We start from the raw sequence: 19,065 nt of genomic DNA, 5'->3' as shown, positions 1-19,065 counted from the left end.
CCGGACACCGGGTCGGCGAGGGCCTGCACGATCCCGAGAGCCTCGGGGTCGGCGCGCAGCACCGGGTCGGCCAGGCCCTCCTGCACCCCGCGGGCGAGGCTGCCGTCTGCGCCCGCCAGCTCCAGCTCGCTGGTGATGGAGCCGCCGACCCGGCTGAAGAGGATCGAGAGGAACACGGCCACCCCGGCGGTGCCGCCGAGCTGGCGGAAGAAGGTGGCGGACGCGGTGGCCACGCCGATCTCGCGCGGACTCACGGCGTTCTGCACGATCAGTGTCAGCGGCTGCATGCAGTTGCCCAGGCCGATTCCCAGCACCAGCATGTAGGCCATGACCAGGGTCAGCGAAGTGTCGGCGTCGATGGTCCACAGCAGGAACAGGCCGACGGCCGAGATGGCGGTGCCGAGGATCGGGAACTCGCGGACCCGGCCGGTCCTGGAGATGAGCTGGCCCGACACGATCGAGGCGCCCATCATGCCCGCCACCAGCGGCAGCATCATGAGGCCGGATTCCATGGGATCGGCTCCGTGCACGATCTGCATGTACAGAGGCAGGGTCATCATCCCGCCGAACATGGCCATTCCCACGATCACCCCGCCGGCGGTGACGATCGCGAAGGTGCGGTCGCGGAACAGACGCAGTGGGATGAGAGCCTGGTCGCCGGCCCGGGCCTCGACGATGAGGAACAGGCCGATCCCGCCCAGGCCCACGACGTAGCAGGCCAGTGCGGCCGGTGAGCCCCAGCCCCAGGTGTTGCCCTGTTCGGCCACCAGCAGGAGCGGCACCAGCCCGACGACGATCGCGGCCGCGCCCGCCCAGTCCACCCGGTGGTCCACGCGGACGTTCTTGACGTTGAGGGTGATCATCACCAGGGTCAGAGCGATGGCGCCGATGGGGACGTTCATGAGGAAGATCCAGCGCCAGCCGTCGATGCCGAAGATCGTCTCCACGCCGGCGAAGAAGCCGCCGACGACCGGGCCGATGACCGACGACGAGGCGAACACCGCGAGCATGTAGCCCTGGTACTTGGCACGGTCGCGCGGCGGGATGATGTCGCCGATGATCGCCAGGGAGAGCGACATCAGGGCGCCGGCGCCCAGTCCCTGGATCCCGCGGTACAGCGCGAGCGTGTACATCGAGTCGGCGAGCGTGCACAGCAGGGAGCCGAACACGAAGATCACGATGCCGATGACGAAGAACGGTTTGCGCCCGTAGATGTCCGAGAGCTTGCCGTACAGCGGCGTCGAGATGGTCGAGGTCATGAGGTACGCGGTGGTCACCCACGCCTGCGCGTCCAGGCCCTGCAGATCGTCGGCGATGGTCCGGATGGCGGTCGACACGATGGTCTGGTCCAGGCTCGCGAGGAACATCGCCGACATGAGGCCGGCGAGGATCACCAGGATCTGACGATGAGAGAACTCGCCGTCCTCACCGGCCTGGGTCGTGACGGGCGAGCGGTCGGTCATCAGTTCTCCTTGGCGGACGTGAGGGCGTCGAGTTCGGTGCGCAGTGACTCCGCGAGGCGTGCCAGTCCCTCGTCGAGTGAGGCCGCCTGTTCGGGGGTCCAGTCGGCCAGGACGTCGGCCATCCACTGGCCCCGTCCGGCGAACACGCGGGTGACGAGGTCGCTTCCCTCGGACGTGAGGGTGACGACGCTCGCGCGCCCGTCATCCGGGTCGGGGACCTTGGCGACCAGACCGAGGGTCTCGAGGTGGCGGACCTGACGGCTCACCACCGAGATATCGGTGTGGAGACGGTCTGCCAGGTTCGTGACTCGGGCGGGTTCGTCATGGATGGCGAACAGCAAGGGGTGGGCGGACTGCTCCAGGGACTCGTGGAACCGCGGGACCGAGACATTGACCGCGCGTAGCAGTTTGACCACGCGGGACAGGTCCATGACGAGCTTGCCTCCCTGTTCGGCGTCAATCGCCACCCTGACCTCCCCGGTCTCGATTAAATTGCTTGCAGCAAGCAAGTATATGCACGGGCTTCTGGTTCCTGCAATCGACGGGAAAGGAGAGGTCTCGGGTGCGCCCGGAGTGCGGCACGGGCCGAGTTGACTATCGAAGAGGGAAGTCGACGCCGGTCGACAGCAGGGTGACCTCAAGGCCGATCCGGAAGGGGTTCCTCCGGCGGTGAAGCCGCTATCTGCGTGGAGATGTGGTGACTGCGCGGCGTGGAAGTGCCCCCGGTCGGACTCGAACCGACACTGGACGGGTTTTGAATCCGTTGCCTCTGCCAATTGGGCTACGGGGGCGAACGCGGCGAGCCGCTGGTCGGAAAGTCTAACCGACGACCGGTGAGCGGCTGTCCGACGCCCGCCCTAGAGTGGCCGTGTGAGCACCACGAGCCAGACCGCCGAAGCCAGTTCCGCCGCCACCACCGCGTCCACCGACGCCGCCGAGGCACACGGGCCCACCCGTCTGTTGCTCCTCGACGGGCACTCGCTGGCCTTCCGCGCGTTCTACGCGCTTCCCGCGGAGAACTTCTCCACGGCCTCCGGGCAGCACACCAACGCGGTCTACGGATTCCTGTCGATGGTCGCCAACCTGGTCACCACCGAGGAGCCCACCCACCTGGCGGTGGCGTTCGACGTCTCCCGGGCGACCCTGCACCGGACGGCCGAGTACCCGGAGTACAAGTCGACGCGCTCGGCTGCCCCCGAGGAGTTCAAGGGACAGGTCGAGCTGATCCAGGAGGCGCTGGTGGCACTCGGGGTCCGCACCCTGTCCCTGGAGGGCCACGAGGCCGACGACATCATCGCGACCCTGGCCACCCAGGCGGCAGGGGCCGACACACTCATCTGCACGGGGGACCGCGACGCGCTGCAGCTGGTCTCCGACGCGGTGACCGTCCTCTACCCGGTCAAGGGAGTCTCGGAGCTCGCCCGCTTCACCCCCGAGGCGGTGGAGGCCAAATACGGGGTGACCCCCGCTCAGTACCCGGACGTCGCCGCGCTGCGGGGCGACACCTCCGACAACCTCCCCGGTGTGCCCAAGGTTGGCGACAAGACGGCGGCGAAGTGGATCGTCCAGTACGGCAGCCTGTCGGAACTGATCGCGCACGCGGACGAGGTCAAGGGCAAGGTGGGTGAGAGCTTCCGCGAGCACCTCCCGCAGGTGCAGCTCAACCGCCGTATCACCGAACTCACCCGGGACCTCGACCTCGGCGTCCAGATCGATGAACTCACGAGGCGCCTGCCCGAACGGGCGGACGTCAACGCCCTGTTCGACCGGCTGGAGTTCGGTCCCCAGGCCCGCGACCGGTTCCTCTCCGCGTTCCTCCCGGAAGGCGCACCCGAGCCGGTGCCGGAGATCGAGATCGAGCAGGCCGCGGTCCTGCGGGCGGGCGAGGTCTCGGACTGGCTGGCGGCCCACGCGCCGGCCGGGAGTCGGCACGGCCTCGTCGTCGTCGGTCCCTCACGACCGGGCGCGGGGGACGCGCAGTCGGTCACCGTGGCGGCGGCGGGCGGAGCCTCCGGACATATCGACCTCGCACGGATCGGCCCCGCCGACGACCAGGCTCTACAGGCGTGGTTGGCCGACGACGCGGTGTCGAAGGCGGTACACGATGCCAAGGCCGCGACCCACGCCCTGATGGGCCGGGACCTCCGCCTGGGCGGTGTGACGCTGGATGTGGCACTCGCCGCCTATCTCGTCCGTCCCGGTCAGCGCAGCTACGGCCTGGCGGAGTTGTTCCAGCGCCACCTGCAGCGTGAGCTCCCGGAGCCCGAGGCGGCGGAGAAACAACTGTCGCTGCTGGATGAGGTCGACGAGTCCGAGGCCGAGCAGCAGGCGGCCAACTCGGCGGCGACCCGCGCCCGGGCCGTGATCGACCTCGCCGAGCGCCTCGACGTGGAGCTGGAGCAGGTGCACGGTGCGCAGCTGCTCGCGGATATGGAACTGCCGCTCGTGCCGGTGCTCGCGCGGATGGAGTCGATCGGAATCGCGGTCGACTCGTCGGCCCTGGACGACCTCCGCGACGGGTTCGCCGACCGTGGGCGTGACGCGGCAGAGGCGGCCTACGCCGCGATCGGGGGCGAGCAGATCAACCTCGGTTCGCCCAAGCAGCTCCAGGTGGTGCTGTTCGACACCCTGGGCATGCCCAAGACCAAGAAGACCAAGACGGGGTACACCACCGACGCCAAGGCGCTGGAGGAGCTTCGCTCCAAAGAAACCGGGGACACCCCGGGACGGGCCTTCCTCGAGGCACTGCTGCTGCACCGCGAGGCGACCAAGATGCGCACAACCGTCGAGGGGCTGATCAAGTCCATCGGGGACGACGGGCGCATCCACACCACGTTCAACCAGACGGTCGCCGCGACCGGGCGGTTGTCCTCCACCGATCCGAACCTGCAGAACATCCCGGTCCGCACCGAGGACGGCCGACGGATCCGCAAGTCGTTCGTCGTGGGCGAGGGCTACGACTGCCTGCTCACGGCCGACTACAGCCAGATCGAGATGCGCGTGATGGCGCACCTGTCCGGTGACGAAGGACTGATCGAGGCGTTCCGGACCGGCGAGGACCTGCACTCCTTCGTCGGCTCCCGGGCGTTCGGGGTGCCGATCGACCAGGTCACCCCCGAGCTCCGGCGCAGGGTCAAGGCCATGAGCTACGGGCTCGCCTACGGGCTCAGCGCGTTCGGGTTGGCCGCGCAGCTCGGCATCAGCCAGACCGAGGCCCGCGAGCAGATGGACGCGTACTTCTCCCGCTTCGGGGGAGTCCGCGACTACCTGCACGCGGTGGTGGACCAGGCCCGACGTGACGGCTACACCGAGACGCTGTTCGGTCGTCGGCGCTACCTGCCCGAGCTCAACTCGGACAACCGGCTCAAGCGCGAGAACGCCGAGCGTGCGGCCCTCAACGCCCCCATCCAGGGCACCGCCGCGGACATCATCAAGGCGGCGATGCTCAAGGTGGACGCCGACCTCGACGAGCGGGGGCTGCAGAGCCGTCTGTTGCTCCAGGTCCACGACGAACTGGTGCTCGAGGTGGCGAAGGGCGAACTCGAGGAGGTCCGCGAGCTCGTCGTCGACCGGATGTACTCCGCCATCGAACTCAACGTCCCGCTGGACGTCTCCACGGGCACGGGGCCCGACTGGGACTCCGCGGCCCACTGAGTAACCAGTGGGTAACCACTGACGCCAAAAGCGGGCGGTGCGTTTTGTGGTGCTCGACGTATGCCCTAGGTTCATTGCAGATTCGGCTACCCGACGCCTGAAAGGGCACGCACATGACCCTCACCTCACGGCGCGGCCTCCGTGCCGCACTGGCACTGACCGCCACAGCGGCCCTCACGCTCACCGGCTGCACCACCAACACCGAGGGTCCCGAGGACTCGGGAGAGCCGAGGCAGGAGGTCTCGCTCGAGACGGACGACGAGATCGCCGCCCTCGTACCGGCCGAGATCCGCGAGAAGGGCGTGCTGGTGATCGGCACCAACCCGCCGTACGCGCCCAACGAGTTCAAGAACGAGCGGGGCGAGATCGTCGGCTTCGACATCGACGTGATGACCGCCGCCGCCCAGCTCATGGGATTGCGTGCGGAGTTCCGCGAGTCCGACTTCGAGAAGATCATCCCCGCCATCGAGGGCGGCACCATGGACATGGGCGCCTCGTCGTTCACCGTCAACGACGAGCGGCTGCAGACCGTCGACTTCGTCACCTACTTCGAGGCCGGCATCCAGTGGGCATCGGCGGCGGGCACCGACGTCGACCCCGACGACGCGTGCGGCCTGAGCGTGGCGGTCCAGCGCACCACGGTCTCCGACCAGGAGGACGTGCCCGCCCGCAGCGAGGCGTGCGTCGCCGCCGGCAATCCCCCGATCGAGAAGGTCCAGTTCGATTCCCAGGACGAGGCCTCCACCGCCGTGGCGCTCGGCAAGGTCGACGCCATGTCCGCCGACTCGCCCATCTCGGCGTACGCCGTCAAGCAGTCCGAGGGCAAGATGCAGCTGGCCGGGGACGTCTTCGACTCCGCCCCCTACGGTTGGCCCGTGCGCAAGGGGTCCGAACTGGCCGCCGCGCTCGAGGCCGCAGCCGACAAGCTCATCGAGACCGGTGACTTCGAGAAGATCGCCCAGAACTGGGGCCTCGAGGACGGGTTGATCGACGACGCCGAGATCCGGAAGGGCTGAACCGGTCGGTGAGCACCGCGCAGAACCGCGCCTCGGCCCCCCGAGACGCTCCTGACCCCATCGAGGCGGTGCCGCTCCGGCACCCGTGGCGGTGGGTCTCGGCGACTATCGTCCTGGTCCTGGTGTTCCTGTTCATCTGGGGCGCCGCGACCAACCCGGCCTACGGCTGGGGCACCTACGGCCGCTACCTGTTCGACACCCGGTTCGGCATGGCGGTGTTCTACACCATCGCGCTGACGGTGCTGTCGATGATCCTCGCCGTCATCCTGGGGGTCATCCTCTCGGTGATGCGGATGAGCAGCAACCCGGTGCTCAAGGCCGTGGCCTGGGTGTACCTGTGGATCTTCCGCGGAACACCCATCTACGTCCAGCTGCTGTTCTGGGGCCTGATCTTCACGCTGTACCGGCAGGTCCAGTTCGGCATCCCCTTCACCGACTTCCAGATCGTGCGCTTCGACGACACGATGGTGTTGTACTCGGCGTTCTGGCTGGCGGTGGTGGGTCTGGCCATGAACGAGGCCGCCTACATGGCCGAGATCGTGCGGGCGGGTATCTCGTCCGTTCCGGAGGGCCAGGCCGAGGCCTCCACCGCGCTCGGCATGTCGTGGGGTCAGACCATGCGCCGGACGATCCTGCCGCAGGCCATGCGGGTGATCATCCCGCCCACCGGCAACGAGTTGATCTCGATGCTCAAGACCACCTCACTCGTCGTTGCCATCCCGTTCTCCGGCGAGCTCTACGGTCAGGCCCGCGACATCTCCGGGGTCAATTTCCAGCCGATCCCGCTGCTGCTGGTCGCGGCCACCTGGTACCTGGTGATCACCAGCGTGCTCATGGTGGGCCAGCACTTCCTCGAGAAGAAGTTCTCCCGCGGCGCCACCCGCCAGCTCACGGCAAAGCAGTTGCGGGCGCTGGCCGAGGCGGACGGCCTCACCCCCTCCGGGCTCGCCGCGGCCAGAGGGACCGACCAGTCGGGAGGGATGCCATGACTCCGATGGTCAGGGCCGAGCAGGTCTGCAAGAGTTTCGGATCGCTGAGGGTGCTCAAGGGCATCGACATCGAGGTGGCCGCCGGAGAGGTGCTGTGCCTGGTCGGCCCGTCCGGGTCCGGCAAGTCCACCTTCCTCCGGTGCATCAACCACCTCGAGCGTGTCGATGCCGGTCGGCTGTACGTCGACGGCGACCTGGTGGGGTACCGCGAGAAGGGCGACAAGCTCTACGAGATCTCGCCCAGGCACGCGGCCAGGCAACGCCGGGACATCGGGATGGTGTTCCAGCACTTCAACCTCTTCCTGCACCGCACCGCCCTGGAGAACGTCATCGAGGCGCCGATGCTGGTCAAGGGTGAGTCGAGGGCGGAGGCCACCGAGCGGGCCAGGGCACTGCTGGAGAAGGTCGGGCTCTCGGCGAAGGCGGACGCCTACCCGGCGCAGCTGTCCGGTGGTCAGCAGCAGCGGGTGGCGATCGCCCGCGCGCTGGCGATGGAGCCCAAGCTCATGCTGTTCGACGAGCCCACGTCGGCACTCGACCCCGAACTGGTCGGTGAGGTCCTGGGGGTCATGCGGGATCTCGCGGACGCCGGGATGACCATGATCGTGGTCACCCACGAGATGGGCTTCGCCCGGGAGGTCGCCGACACGATCGCCTTCATGGACGACGGAGTCGTGGTCGAGGCCGGCCACCCGTCCGAGGTACTCGGGGCGCCCCGGCACCAACGGACGCAGGACTTCCTGTCCAAGATCCTGTAGCCGGCCCCACGGTCGTGTCGCCGGCGGTCAGGGGAGAGTGGCCACGAAGATCGCGGTGCCGGGGAAGATGCTGCCGCGCAGCCGGCTCCACTGCCCCCATTCACGGTCCAGCCATTCCGGCCACTCGGGCTCGATCAGGTCCCGGACCACGAACCCGGCACCGACCAGTTCCCGGATCCGGTCACCAGCCGTGCGGTGGTGCTCGACGTAGGTGAGGTCGCCCTCCTCGTCGTACTCGGTGTAGGGCGTGCGGTCGAAATACGGGAACGCGGCCACGAGTCCCTCGGGGCCCGGATCGTCACGGAAGATCCACCGCATCGGGTGGTTGACCGAGAAGACGAACCGTCCGCCGGGACGGAGCACCCGGGCCGCCTCCGCCATGACCCCGGCGGTGTCCGCCACGAAGGGGATCGCCCCGAACGCGGAGAACACGACGTCGAAACTGTCGGCGGCGAACGGCAGGCGGCCGGCATCGGCCTGGATCAGCGGCACCCGGGCCGCCGGACCCGTCGACCTGCCCGCAGCCTCGGCGCCCACGCGGAGCATCCCGGCGGAGAGGTCGACGGCGACGGCGCGGGCCCCGCGGCCGGCGATCCACCGTGAGCAAGGCGCGGAACCGCAGCCGATCTCCAGGACGTCGCGGCCCGCGACGTCACCGAGGAGAGCCCAGTCGCCCTCGTGGAGTCCCTCGGGGCACCACACGAACTCCCCGTCGGGGGAGTGGGCACCGAGGAAGTCGCCGTGTTCGTCGTGGTACTCGACCGCTTCGGTGTCCCACCACGTGCGGGAGGCGCGGACGGACTCGCCGTGGTCGGGGGGGTTTGTGGACGTCACGCTGGCAGAGTACAGTTGACCGTCGCGTGCGTACACGCTCGCGAACATCTGTCCACCTACGATTCCTATCCACTCCGGAGCACCCCACCCTATGACCACCAAAACCACCTCGCCGCAGGTAGCCGTCAACGACATCGGCTCCGCGGAGGACTTCCTCGCCGCCATCGACGCCACGATCAAGTACTTCAACGATGGCGACATCGTCGAGGGCACGATCGTCAAGGTCGACCGCGACGAGGTCCTGCTCGACATCGGATACAAGACCGAGGGTGTCATCCCCTCGCGCGAACTTTCCATCAAGCACGATGTCGACCCCGGTGAGGTCGTCGAGGTGGGCGACGAGGTCGAGGCCCTGGTCCTGACCAAGGAGGACAAGGACGGCCGTCTGATCCTGTCCAAGAAGCGCGCCCAGTACGAGCGCGCCTGGGGCACGATCGAGGAGCTCAAGGAGAAGGACGAGGCCGTCAAGGGCACCGTCATCGAGGTCGTCAAGGGTGGCCTGATCCTCGACATCGGCCTCCGTGGCTTCCTCCCCGCCTCCCTGGTGGAGATGCGCCGCGTCCGCGACCTCCTCCCCTACGTGGGGCAGGAGCTCGAGGCCAAGATCATCGAGCTGGACAAGAACCGCAACAACGTCGTGCTCTCGCGTCGTGCATGGCTCGAGCAGACCCAGTCCGCGGTCCGCTCCGAGTTCCTGCACCAGCTGCAGAAGGGCCAGGTCCGCAAGGGCGTCGTGTCCTCGATCGTCAACTTCGGTGCGTTCGTCGACCTCGGCGGAGTCGACGGTCTCGTCCACGTGTCCGAGCTGTCCTGGAAGCACATCGATCACCCGTCCGAGGTCGTCGAGGTGGGCCAGGAGGTCACCGTCGAGGTCCTCGACGTCGACCTGGACCGCGAGCGCGTCTCGCTGTCGCTCAAGGCCACCCAGGAGGATCCGTGGCGGCACTTCGCCCGGACCCACGCGATCGGTCAGATCGTGCCGGGCAAGGTCACCAAGCTCGTCCCGTTCGGCGCGTTCGTGCGTGTCGACGAGGGCATCGAGGGCCTCGTCCACATCTCCGAGCTGGCCGAGCGCCACGTCGAGGTCCCGGACCAGGTCGTCACGGTCAACGACGACGCCATGGTCAAGGTCATCGACATCGATCTCGACCGTCGCCGTATCTCGCTCTCGCTCAAGCAGGCGGACGAGGACTACACGGAGGAGTTCGACCCGTCGAAGTACGGCATGGCCGACAGCTACGACGAGGCCGGCAACTACATCTTCCCCGAGGGCTTCGATCCCGAGACCAACGAATGGCTCGAGGGCTTCGAGAAGCAGCGTGAGGAGTGGGAGAACCGTTACGCGGAGGCCGAGCGTCGTCACAAGATGCACACCGGTCAGATCGAGAAGGGTCGCGCTGCTGCCGCGGAGGCCGCGGAGGCCGCGCCGACCAACTACTCGTCCGAGTCCGCCCCGTCGTCGTCCCGTCCCGCTGCTGCGGAGACCAGCAGCCCGGCCGAGTCGACCGGTGGTTCGCTGGCGTCCGACGAGCAGCTGGCCGCCCTGCGGGCGAAGCTCGCCGGCGGTGAGTGACCTCGCGGTCTGACGGCGCCACGGGCGCCTGACGGCCCGGACCACGGCCCCGGACGGTCGTCCCACCACGGTGGGTCGCCGACCGGGGCCGTGGTCTATTTGTGCCGGGGGAGATGCCACGGCGGCCGGGGCAGACCCCGGTCACCTAGACTTCGACCCATGCTGATGGTGGGTCTGACCGGTGGAATCGGAGCCGGCAAGTCGACGGTGACGGCAGTGCTCGCGGAGGCCGGTGCGGTCATCGTCGACGCGGACCGGATCGCGAGGGAGATCGTCGAACCGGGCACCCCGGGTCTGGCGATGCTCGTCGCCGAGTTCGGCGACGACATCGTGGGGCCGGACGGCGCTCTCGATCGGGCCGCGCTCGCCGCTCGTGCCTTCGTCGACGCGGAGCGGACCGCCGCACTCAACGCGATCACCCATCCGCTGATCGGGGAGCGCACTGCCGAACTCTTCGGTTCGGCGCCCGAGGACGCGATCGTCGTCCACGACATGCCCCTGTTGGTGGAGGGCGGGATGACTCCCGCCTACCACCTGGTGATCGTGGTGGACACCCCGGCGGAGATCCGACTCCGGCGACTGGTGGAGCAGCGGGGTATGCCGGAGGACGACGCCCGCGCGCGTATGTCCCGTCAGGCGACGGACGAGGCCCGTCGGGCGGAAGCCGATGTCCTGATCGACAACTCCGGCGACCGCGAACCGGTTCGGGAGATCGTCCGGATGCTCGTCGAGCTACGGTTGCGGCCCTTCGAGCACAACCTGCGGACGGGCACACCTGTGGTGGGGGACCGGACAGTGGTGCCGTTCCGGCCGGAATGGGCGGCGGAGGCGGCGAGGGCGACGGCGAGGTTGCGTCACGTGCTGGGGGACGTCGCGACCCGCATCGATCACGTGGGCCCCACCGCGGTCGACGGTCTCGATGCGCCGGACATCGTGGACCTGCAGGTGACGGTGCCCAACGAGGCGACCGTGGAGCGTGCGCTGGCGCTCCTGACCGGTGCGGGATACGTCCGTGACCGCTCCGCCGAACGTCCTCTCCTGCACTGGTGTGACCCCGCCCGGCCACTCGAGGTGTCGATCCTCGCCGAGGACGATCCGGAACACGAGTTCGCCCTGCTGATGGCAGAGGCCATCGGTTCGGATCCGAGCGCGCGGGTGGAGTACTCGGAGATCCTCCGCCGGGCCGACCGCGAGGAGACCCGGGAGTGGGAGCGGACCCTCTGTGAGGCGTCGGACCGCTGAGCGGTCACCCGGCGCGCTCACCCCGCCCTGCTCACCTCTCCCTGTTCACGCCGCCGCGGTCACTCCGTCGGGACCGCACCGTCGACGAGTTCCGACACCGGGACGTGCCTGATCACCTCGGAGGTGGCGGGCCCGGCGGGGGCCGCGGCTCTGCGGAGGGTGCTCGGGAAGACCTCGGACAGACTGGTGCGCACGAGGAACACATTGTAGGCGTTCCACGTGGTGACCAGGTAATACAGATCGTCACCCTGGGCCCACGGATGCATGAACGCGCCGTAGACGCCGGGGAGCATGGAGTAGTCCACGAGGACTGTGGGCCCTGTCCAGGGGCCCTCCGGCCGGTCCGCGGTGCGGAGCACGACGGAGTTGAAGCCCTGGGAGTACATCGCGGTGTACTTGCCCAGATAGTTGTTCCACATCACGGAGAGTTCGCTGGCCGGGCGGGGCAACACCTGCTCGGCGTTCCCCGGGTCGACGACCCAGTCCGTGCCGTCCCAGTACCGGTAGGCGGCCGGATCGAGGACCCCCGCGGCGGGCGGGGCTCCGTCGGTGCCGTCGAGGTCCTCCGCCGACGGCGATCCGGCGAGCGGTACGCGGGCGAGGATCGCGGCACCCTGGCGCCCTGACGGAGTGAGGTACTCATAGAGGTGATCGTCGGCCTTGAGATAGGAGCTCATCTGCGAGTCCCGCCAGGCGGCGTCCACGGGGGGTGCACCCTCGCCGACCGGGACCGCAGAGGTGATCGGCCGGGCCAGAGTGGGTACGACGGTCCAGTTCTCGCCGTTGTCCGTGGAGTAGGCCAACCCCGAGTAGTTGGTGGTCCACGAACCCGGTTGACCCCAGTTGGCGACCGACATGAAGCGCAGGTACTGGACCCCCTCCACCGAGATGCCCGCGGTCGGGATGATCGTGACCTCCCCGGGTAGCCCCGAACGGGGAACGAGGGACTTGGCCAGACCGTCGGGACCGGTCGCCGCTGAGTCGATGGTCACTCCGTCCGACAGGTCGTCGTCACGGGAACGGAACAGGACGTTCGACCGCCACTGGCTACCCGGGATGGTGCAGTCACCCATGGTGTCGCCGAACGCCATGAGGATTTGCGGATCGGTGGGGTCTCCGTTGTCCCACATGATGCCGAGATCGGTTCCGGCCACCCCGTAGCGGCTGATCGACTCGGTGGGACTCGTGGGTCCGGTGACGAGCTGGAGGAACTGCGTGGGACCGCGGAGGACGGGGACGGTGCCCTCCTCCCCGGTGATCCACGGGGGCATCCCGTAGACGGATCCGGTCACCGTGTTCAGGGAGCCCGAGAGTCCGTTGCCCAGGGACCCGGTCTCCAGTTGCTGCACGAGTGAGCCCGAGCGGTCCGCCGAGCCCATGGCCCGCGAGGCGGACCCGAGTGAGCCGGAGGAACCCGAACCGAGAGACGCCAGCGAACCCCCCGCCATGCCGGCGCCGGTCTGGTTCTCGAGCAGGGACCCGAAGTTGCCGAACATCTCGCTGCACGGGCCGGCCGTGGCGGTGCCGACCCCGGTGGTGGCCAGCGTGGCGACGGACGCCGTCACCGCGGCCAGCCCCGTCGCGGCCAGCCGCGATAGAGCGCGGCTCATCTCAGGCCCCCGGGATCGGGAGACGCTCGACGAGCACGGTCTCACCGGTCTCGGCCGGATCTGGGGTGTCACGGGTCCAACTGTCGTCGGCGGTACGCATCCGGGCGTTGGGGTCCGGCAACGTCCGCGCCGGGATCCGGTTCAGGTCGGTCTTCATGAGGAACACGTTGTAGGCGTCCCAGGTGGACATGGTGAAGTACAGGTCCGAGCCCACCGTCTCTACCGCCGGGCTCCAGGGGTGGATGAACGCGCCGTACAGGGTGGGCACGTGGGCGTACGACAGCAGGATGTCCTCGCCCGACCAAGGCCCCTCGGGGGTCGCGGCCTGCCGCATGACGATGTCGTTGTTCGCGTTGGTGTACAGAGCGATGAAGCGCCCCAGCCGCGGGCTCCACGACACGGAGAGCTCACTCACGCGGGCGGGGATCACCGGGGCGGTGGCCCGGTGGTCGGCCACCCACCCGGTCCCGTTCCAGAATTCGTAGGCCGACATGTCCTCGATCGAGCCCGCGGGGACCCGGGCGAGGGTCGCGGCACCACTGCGGCCCGACGGGGTCAGGTATTCGTAGACGTACCCGTCGTGCTCGAGGAAGGCGCTCATCTGACCGGCGGTATGGGTCGTGTGCGGGGCGCCCAGGGACGGCGGGATGAGCTGAGCACTCCCCGTGCCCGTGCGCGCGGTGCCCGACACGGGCGTCCAGTTCTCCCCGTTGTCCTCCGAGGCCGCGAGTGCGGAGTAGTTGGTGATCCACTCGCCGGGGGCACCCCAGCTGGCCACTGACATGTAGCGCAGGTACTGGGTGCCGTCCACCTGCACACCCGCGGTCGGGATCACCGTGACCTCACCGGGCAGACCGGAGCGGGGGAGGATGGACTTGGCCAGTCCCGGCCCCTCCATCGGTGCGTCGTCGATACGCATCCCGTCCGACAGGGTGCGGTCGGACGAGCGGAACAGGATGTTGCTGCGCCACTGGTCTCCCGGAAGACTGCAGTCGCCCATGGTGTCGCCGAGAGCCATCAACACCTGCGGGCTGGAGGCGTCGCCGTTCTCCCAGAGGATTCCCAGGTCGGTGCCGGAGATCCCGAAGCGTTCGACCGTCTTGTTGGGACTGGTGGGTCCGGTGAGTAACTCCACCGTCGTGGTGCGTCCCTGCAGGACGGGGATGTAGCCGCTGTCCCCGGTCGCCCACGGGGTGGCTGGAGTTGCGGCAGGTGTTCCGAGGGATCCGGAGCCGGAGCCGGAGCCTCCACCGGCCGGGGGCCACGGGTCACAGGGCGCGGCGGCCGCGACGGGGGAGAGGACGGTGAGCGCCCCTGCCGCGAGTGTCGCGGCGGTCGCCGTCGCGAACGGCCCAGTCCGGAGGCGGGGACGATGGGTACGACGACGATTGAGGGTCCAGGCCACGGGGTTCTCCAGACGAGACAGCATAGGGTTAGCGAGCTTGGGCGCAGTGTAGTTGTCGCCTCTGACATCCGAGGGACATCGCTGTCGGGCGGGGGTGTGCGGAGCCTCGTAGGCTGAGGGTATGGCATTCGCGACCGAGATCCCCGACGACGGGATCCCCGCAGACCCGACCGTCCTCTCCTATTCCGAGTTCCGTCCCATCGGGGATGTCGAGCGCACCACCGACCGGTTCGAGGTGGTCAGCGAGTTCGTCCCGTCCGGGGACCAGCCGACGGCGATCGCCGAGCTCACCGAGCGGCTGGGGCGGGGAGAGCGGGACATCGTGCTGCTCGGGGCCACCGGTACCGGTAAGTCCGCCACGACGGCCTGGCTCATCGAGCAGGTCCAACGGCCGACCCTGGTGATGGCCCCCAACAAGACCCTCGCCGCGCAGTTGGCCAACGAGTTGCGGGAGATGCTGCCCAACAACGCCGTCGAGTACTTCGTCTCCTACTACGACTACTACCAACCCGAGGCGTACATCGCCCAGACGGACACCTTCATCGAGAAGGACTCGTCCATCAACGACGACGTGGAGCGGCTCCGGCACTCCGCGACGTCGTCGTTGCTGTCGAGGCGCGACGTCGTCGTCGTCAGTTCGGTCTCGTGCATCTACGGTCTGGGCACACCACAGTCCTACCTGGACAGGTCCGTCTCCCTGGCCGTGGGCCAGGAAGTCGAACGCGACCGGTTGCTGCGGTTGCTGGTGGACGTGCAGTACGAGCGCAACGACGTCTCGATGACACGCGGGACGTTCCGCGCCAAGGGTGACACGGTCGACATCATCCCCACCTACGAGGAGCTCGCCGTGCGCATCGAGTTCTTCGGTGACGAGGTCGACGCCCTCTATTACATCCACCCCCTGACCGGAGACGTCGTCCGGAAGGTCGACGAGGTACGGATCTTCCCCGCGACGCACTACGTCGCCGGACCCGACCGCATGGCCAGGGCCATCGCCTCGATCGAGGAGGAACTGGAGGTGCGGCTGGCGGAGCTGGAGAACCAGGGCAAACTCCTGGAGGCCCAACGACTGCGGATGCGCACCTCGTACGACATCGAGATGATGCAGCAGGTCGGATTCTGTTCCGGCATCGAGAACTACTCGCGGCACATCGACGGTCGCGCAGCGGGCAGCTCCCCGGCCACGTTGATCGACTACTTCCCCGAGGACTTCCTCACGGTCATCGACGAGTCCCATGTGACCGTTCCCCAGATCGGCGCGATGTTCGAGGGCGACGCCTCCCGCAAGCGCAATCTCGTGGACTTCGGTTTCCGGCTCCCGTCAGCGCTCGACAACCGACCGCTCACCTGGGAGGAGTTCTCCGACCGGGTCGGTCAGACCGTGTACCTGTCGGCCACCCCCGGCGCGTACGAGATGGGACGGACGGGGGGCGAGTTCGTCGAACAGGTCATCCGTCCCACCGGGCTGGTGGACCCGAAGATCGTCGTCAAGCCCACCAAGGGGCAGATCGACGATCTCCTCGGTGAGATCCGCGCCCGGGCCGATCGGGACGAGCGGGTGCTGGTGACCACCCTGACCAAGAAGATGTCCGAGGACCTCACGGACTACCTGCTGGAACTCGGTGTGCGTGTGCGCTACCTGCACTCGGAGATCGACACCCTGCAGCGGGTGGAGCTGCTCCGCGACCTGCGACGCGGCGAGTACGACGTCCTGGTGGGCATCAACCTGCTCCGGGAGGGACTCGACCTCCCCGAGGTCTCGCTGGTGGCGATCCTCGACGCCGACAAGCAGGGTTTCCTCCGGTCGGCCACCTCGCTCATCCAGACCATCGGCCGTGCGGCCCGCAACGTCTCCGGCGAGGTCCACATGTACGCGGACTCCGTCACCGAGGCGATGCGACAGGCCATCGAGGAGACCGACCGTCGACGCGAGAAGCAGGTCGCGTACAACACCGAGCACGGCATCGACCCGCAGCCCCTGCGGCGCAAGATCGCCGACATCCTCGACAGGGTCGGGGAGGACAAGGACGGGGAGTCGTCCTCCGATCCGCGGGACCGCCCCGAGCTCGTGGGTGCACGGGCGGCGGGGGAGTCGGCGCGGCCACGGAAGGAACTCGAGAAACTCATCGGGGAGATGACCGAGCAGATGATGTCGGCGGCAACGGACCTACGGTTCGAGTTGGCGGGACGGCTCCGGGACGAGATCGCCGAGCTGCGCAAAGAGCTCAAGGGGATGCGCGAGGCGGGAATCGACTGACCCGTCACTGTGACGTCGCGCGCTTACCGGGCACGGCGGGGACCCACGCGCACTACGCTGGGTAGAACTTGTTGCCGACGAGAGGAAGAGAATTGAGCGCCTACAAGAAGGTGGTCGTGGGTACGGACGGCTCGGAGTCGTCCTACCGGGCCGTCGATCGTGCCGCGTCGCTTGCCGCCGACGAGTCCGCGACCCTCGTGATCGCCTGCGCCTACGTGCCCGCCGATCCGCGTTCGGTCAGCCAGGCCGCCGATCAGCTGGGCGACGACGCCTATCAGATCCGCGGTGACAACCCGGCCGAGGACATCGTCCGGACCGCCAAGGACCGGGCGGTCGCCGCAGGGGCGTCGACGGTCGAGGCGCGCACCGTCAAGGGCGCGCCGGTCGAATCGCTCATCAAGCTGGCCGACGAGGTGGACGCGGATCTGCTCGTCGTGGGGAACAAGGGCCTCAACTCGCTGACCGGCCGGCTCCTGGGGTCGGTGCCCGCGGATGCGGCCCGCCGGGCCGTCTGCGACGTGCTCATCGTCCACACGACCTGAGCCGGCGGGCGACCCGGGTCCGGGCGACCCGGATCGGTGAACCGGGGAGCGTCAACCGCAGAGGTGGGCCCGGCTCGCATCGATGATGGCCCGGCCCACCTCCGCGGTGTCGCGCTCCGGATCCTGCGCGGCGATCGCGCTGGTGAGCGGGCGGAGGTGATCGAGGATGGTCTCGGTGTCGGACCCGTCGGAGATGCTCCGACAGATCCCTATCCCCACCTCGACGGTGGTGGCCGCGGTCATCTCCGTGGGTAGTCCGAACGCCGTCAGGTCGTCGAGGAAATCCTGCTCGCTGCCGTTCCTGGCAGGGCCTCTCGGGCCGACGGCGGCGGGCCCCCCGGCCTCGGCCTCGGCGCCCTGACCGGTGGTCTCCGCTCTCACGGTCCGGTCGGTCGCCTCCTCCGCGGGCCCGCAACCGCCGCCCACCGCGAGGACCGCGCACAACGCCACGGCGGCCGGGATCCGCACCGCGTGGTCGCTCATGCGCTGAGCTCCTCTGTGTCGTCGGAGACGGACTCGCGGATCCGTGAGAGCAGTGGCCCGAACCGACCGGGCTGGACGAGGACCAGTTCCTGGGTGGCGCGGGTGGCCCCCACGTACAGATCCTGGAGCCCCTGCGGCGAACGTCCGAGGACGTGCTCCGGATCGACCACCACCACCACGTCGAACTCGAGTCCCTTGGCCAGGGCCAGGGGGAGGACCGAGGCGTCGGGGCGCGCCGCGATCACGGTGTCCCTGAGGGCGGCGATCCCGGGGGCGTTCTCGTGCCCGAGGTCATCGGGGAGGAGCACGGCCACGGCCCGGTCCTCCGGCACGAGGGAGACCTCGTCGGCCACCACCCGGCCCACCGAGCCCGTGTCGGTCTCGAGCCACGCGACAGGCCGTCGGCCCGCACGTACCGGGCGCGGCGAGGTCGCCCCCGGGTCGATCTGCGCGAGCAGCTGTTCCGCGACCGCGGAGACTGTCTCCGGGGTGCGGTAGTTGACGGTGAGCTCGCAGAGGACCCACCGGTCGTCCACGTACGGCGAGAGCGCGTCCTCCCACGAGTCGATGCCCGCAGGGCTGGAGGTCTGGGCGACGTCCCCGACGAGGGTCATCCAGCGGTTGGGGGAGCGACGCATCAGCGCGCGCCACGCCATGGCGGACAGCTCCTGCGCCTCGTCGACGATCACGTGACCGAACGCCCACGTCCGATCCGCGCCGGCACGATCCGCGACGGTGAGGTCCGAGTCCGCACTGTGCCGCCGGGCGAGCGACTCCGCGTCGACCACGTCGTACGCCATGAGGACCTCCGGGTCCAGGTCGTCCTCGATGTCCTGGACCGCCGACCCGGTGAGGATCTCGAGCGCCTCCTCCGCCTGACGGACCTGTTCTGCCCAGGCTCGGTCCGCCTCGTTGCCCTCCTCGGTGGGGTCCTCGCCCAGCAGTTCGGCGAGTTCGTCGAGGAGCGGGACGTCGGCCACCGAGAACGCCCCACCGTCGGCGCGGAAGAGGGCCTCCTGGTCCTCGGCCACATAGTCGCCGGCCGCCTCGGAGATCCGCTCGCGGCTGGAGAACAGGTCGGCCAACAATTGCTCCGGCCGCAGGGTGGGCCACCAGTCGTCGATCGCGTCGAGGACCTCGGGCGCGCGTTCGACCTCGGTGCGCAGCGCGGCCCGGTCCTCCGCGTCCAGCAGCGGCCGGGCGGGGTCCCCGAGATCCCCGACCCCGTCGCCCTCGGGG

Annotated in this window: 15 protein-coding genes and 1 tRNA gene; 8 read left to right on the top strand and 8 right to left on the bottom strand. The window is 68.9% G+C overall.

Translation table 11 applies throughout. The annotated features are described in order from the left end of the window. The 3 genes from G6020_RS01695 to G6020_RS01685 all read right to left on the bottom strand — a co-directional run. The coding region (locus G6020_RS01695) for an MDR family MFS transporter (protein WP_182609459.1) at positions 1-1,463 on the bottom strand (1,463 nt) is incomplete at its 3' end. Beyond that, a complete protein-coding gene (locus tag G6020_RS01690; protein ID WP_182609458.1) occupies positions 1,463-1,930 on the bottom strand; it encodes a MarR family transcriptional regulator in 468 nt (155 codons plus the stop codon). The genes G6020_RS01695 and G6020_RS01690, both read right to left, overlap by 1 nt. Positions 1,931-2,180: 250 nt before the next feature. Further along, a tRNA-Leu gene (locus tag G6020_RS01685) sits at positions 2,181-2,254 on the bottom strand. 166 nt (positions 2,255-2,420) lie between these two features. Here G6020_RS01685 and polA point away from each other — a divergent pair. The 4 genes from polA to G6020_RS01665 all read left to right on the top strand — a co-directional run bounded on the left by polA (position 2,421) and on the right by G6020_RS01665 (position 7,880). Beyond that, positions 2,421-5,117 carry a DNA polymerase I gene (polA, locus tag G6020_RS01680; RefSeq protein ID WP_187700291.1) on the top strand — a complete coding sequence of 899 codons (2,697 nt, stop codon included), beginning with the start codon at positions 2,421-2,423 and terminating at the stop codon, positions 5,115-5,117. Between the two features lie 113 nt (positions 5,118-5,230). Continuing rightward, positions 5,231-6,133: an ABC transporter substrate-binding protein gene (locus tag G6020_RS01675; protein WP_182609456.1), complete on the top strand. Its 903-nt coding sequence runs from the start codon at positions 5,231-5,233 to the stop codon at positions 6,131-6,133. Positions 6,134-6,141: 8 nt separating this feature from the next. Next, the gene (locus G6020_RS01670; protein ID WP_095717232.1) at positions 6,142-7,122 is read left to right on the top strand and encodes an amino acid ABC transporter permease; all 981 of its coding nucleotides are present in this window, start codon (positions 6,142-6,144) and stop codon (positions 7,120-7,122) included. Further along, positions 7,119-7,880: an amino acid ABC transporter ATP-binding protein gene (locus tag G6020_RS01665; protein ID WP_277815230.1), complete on the top strand. Its 762-nt coding sequence runs from the start codon at positions 7,119-7,121 to the stop codon at positions 7,878-7,880. Before G6020_RS01670 ends, G6020_RS01665 begins: the two co-directional genes overlap by 4 nt. Positions 7,881-7,907: 27 nt before the next feature. On the opposite strand, the gene G6020_RS01660 is transcribed toward G6020_RS01665, so the two are convergent. Further along, positions 7,908-8,762, bottom strand: a complete 855-nt coding sequence (locus G6020_RS01660) for a class I SAM-dependent methyltransferase (protein WP_182609455.1) — start codon at positions 8,760-8,762, stop codon at positions 7,908-7,910. Between the two features lie 43 nt (positions 8,763-8,805). Between G6020_RS01660 and rpsA the strand changes: the two genes are divergently transcribed. Continuing rightward, complete coding sequence (gene rpsA, locus G6020_RS01655) at positions 8,806-10,287, top strand: 30S ribosomal protein S1 (protein ID WP_095717229.1); 1,482 nt, start codon at positions 8,806-8,808, stop codon at positions 10,285-10,287. A 159-nt stretch (positions 10,288-10,446) separates the two neighbouring features. Beyond that, positions 10,447-11,529, top strand: a complete 1,083-nt coding sequence (gene coaE, locus G6020_RS01650; protein ID WP_182609454.1) for a dephospho-CoA kinase — start codon at positions 10,447-10,449, stop codon at positions 11,527-11,529. Between the two features lie 59 nt (positions 11,530-11,588). Here coaE and G6020_RS01645 read toward each other — a convergent pair whose 3' ends face one another. Next, entirely contained in the window at positions 11,589-13,139 is a 1,551-nt protein-coding gene (locus G6020_RS01645; protein WP_182609453.1) for a DUF4185 domain-containing protein, read from the bottom strand. A gap of 1 nt (position 13,140) precedes the next feature. Then, the gene (locus tag G6020_RS01640) at positions 13,141-14,568 is read right to left on the bottom strand and encodes a DUF4185 domain-containing protein (RefSeq protein WP_179525162.1); all 1,428 of its coding nucleotides are present in this window, start codon (positions 14,566-14,568) and stop codon (positions 13,141-13,143) included. Between the two features lie 97 nt (positions 14,569-14,665). On the opposite strand from G6020_RS01640, the gene uvrB reads away from it, so the two are divergent. Next, positions 14,666-16,801 carry an excinuclease ABC subunit UvrB gene (gene uvrB, locus G6020_RS01635; protein WP_095717225.1) on the top strand — a complete coding sequence of 712 codons (2,136 nt, stop codon included), beginning with the start codon at positions 14,666-14,668 and terminating at the stop codon, positions 16,799-16,801. A 92-nt stretch (positions 16,802-16,893) separates the two neighbouring features. After that, complete coding sequence (locus G6020_RS01630; protein WP_179525163.1) at positions 16,894-17,343, top strand: universal stress protein; 450 nt, start codon at positions 16,894-16,896, stop codon at positions 17,341-17,343. Between the two features lie 51 nt (positions 17,344-17,394). On the opposite strand, the gene G6020_RS01625 is transcribed toward G6020_RS01630, so the two are convergent. Further along, a complete protein-coding gene (locus G6020_RS01625) occupies positions 17,395-17,826 on the bottom strand; it encodes a DUF732 domain-containing protein (RefSeq protein WP_095717223.1) in 432 nt (143 codons plus the stop codon). Then, a partial coding sequence (locus tag G6020_RS17405) for an ATP-binding domain-containing protein (protein ID WP_182609452.1) occupies positions 17,823-19,065 on the bottom strand: 1,243 nt, incomplete at its 5' end. The genes G6020_RS17405 and G6020_RS01625, both read right to left, overlap by 4 nt.

This window comes from Dietzia sp. B19 (assembly GCF_014145155.1).
GTDB lineage: Bacteria > Actinomycetota > Actinomycetes > Mycobacteriales > Mycobacteriaceae > Dietzia > Dietzia natronolimnaea.
This window is presented reverse-complemented; position numbering and strand designations above follow the sequence as displayed.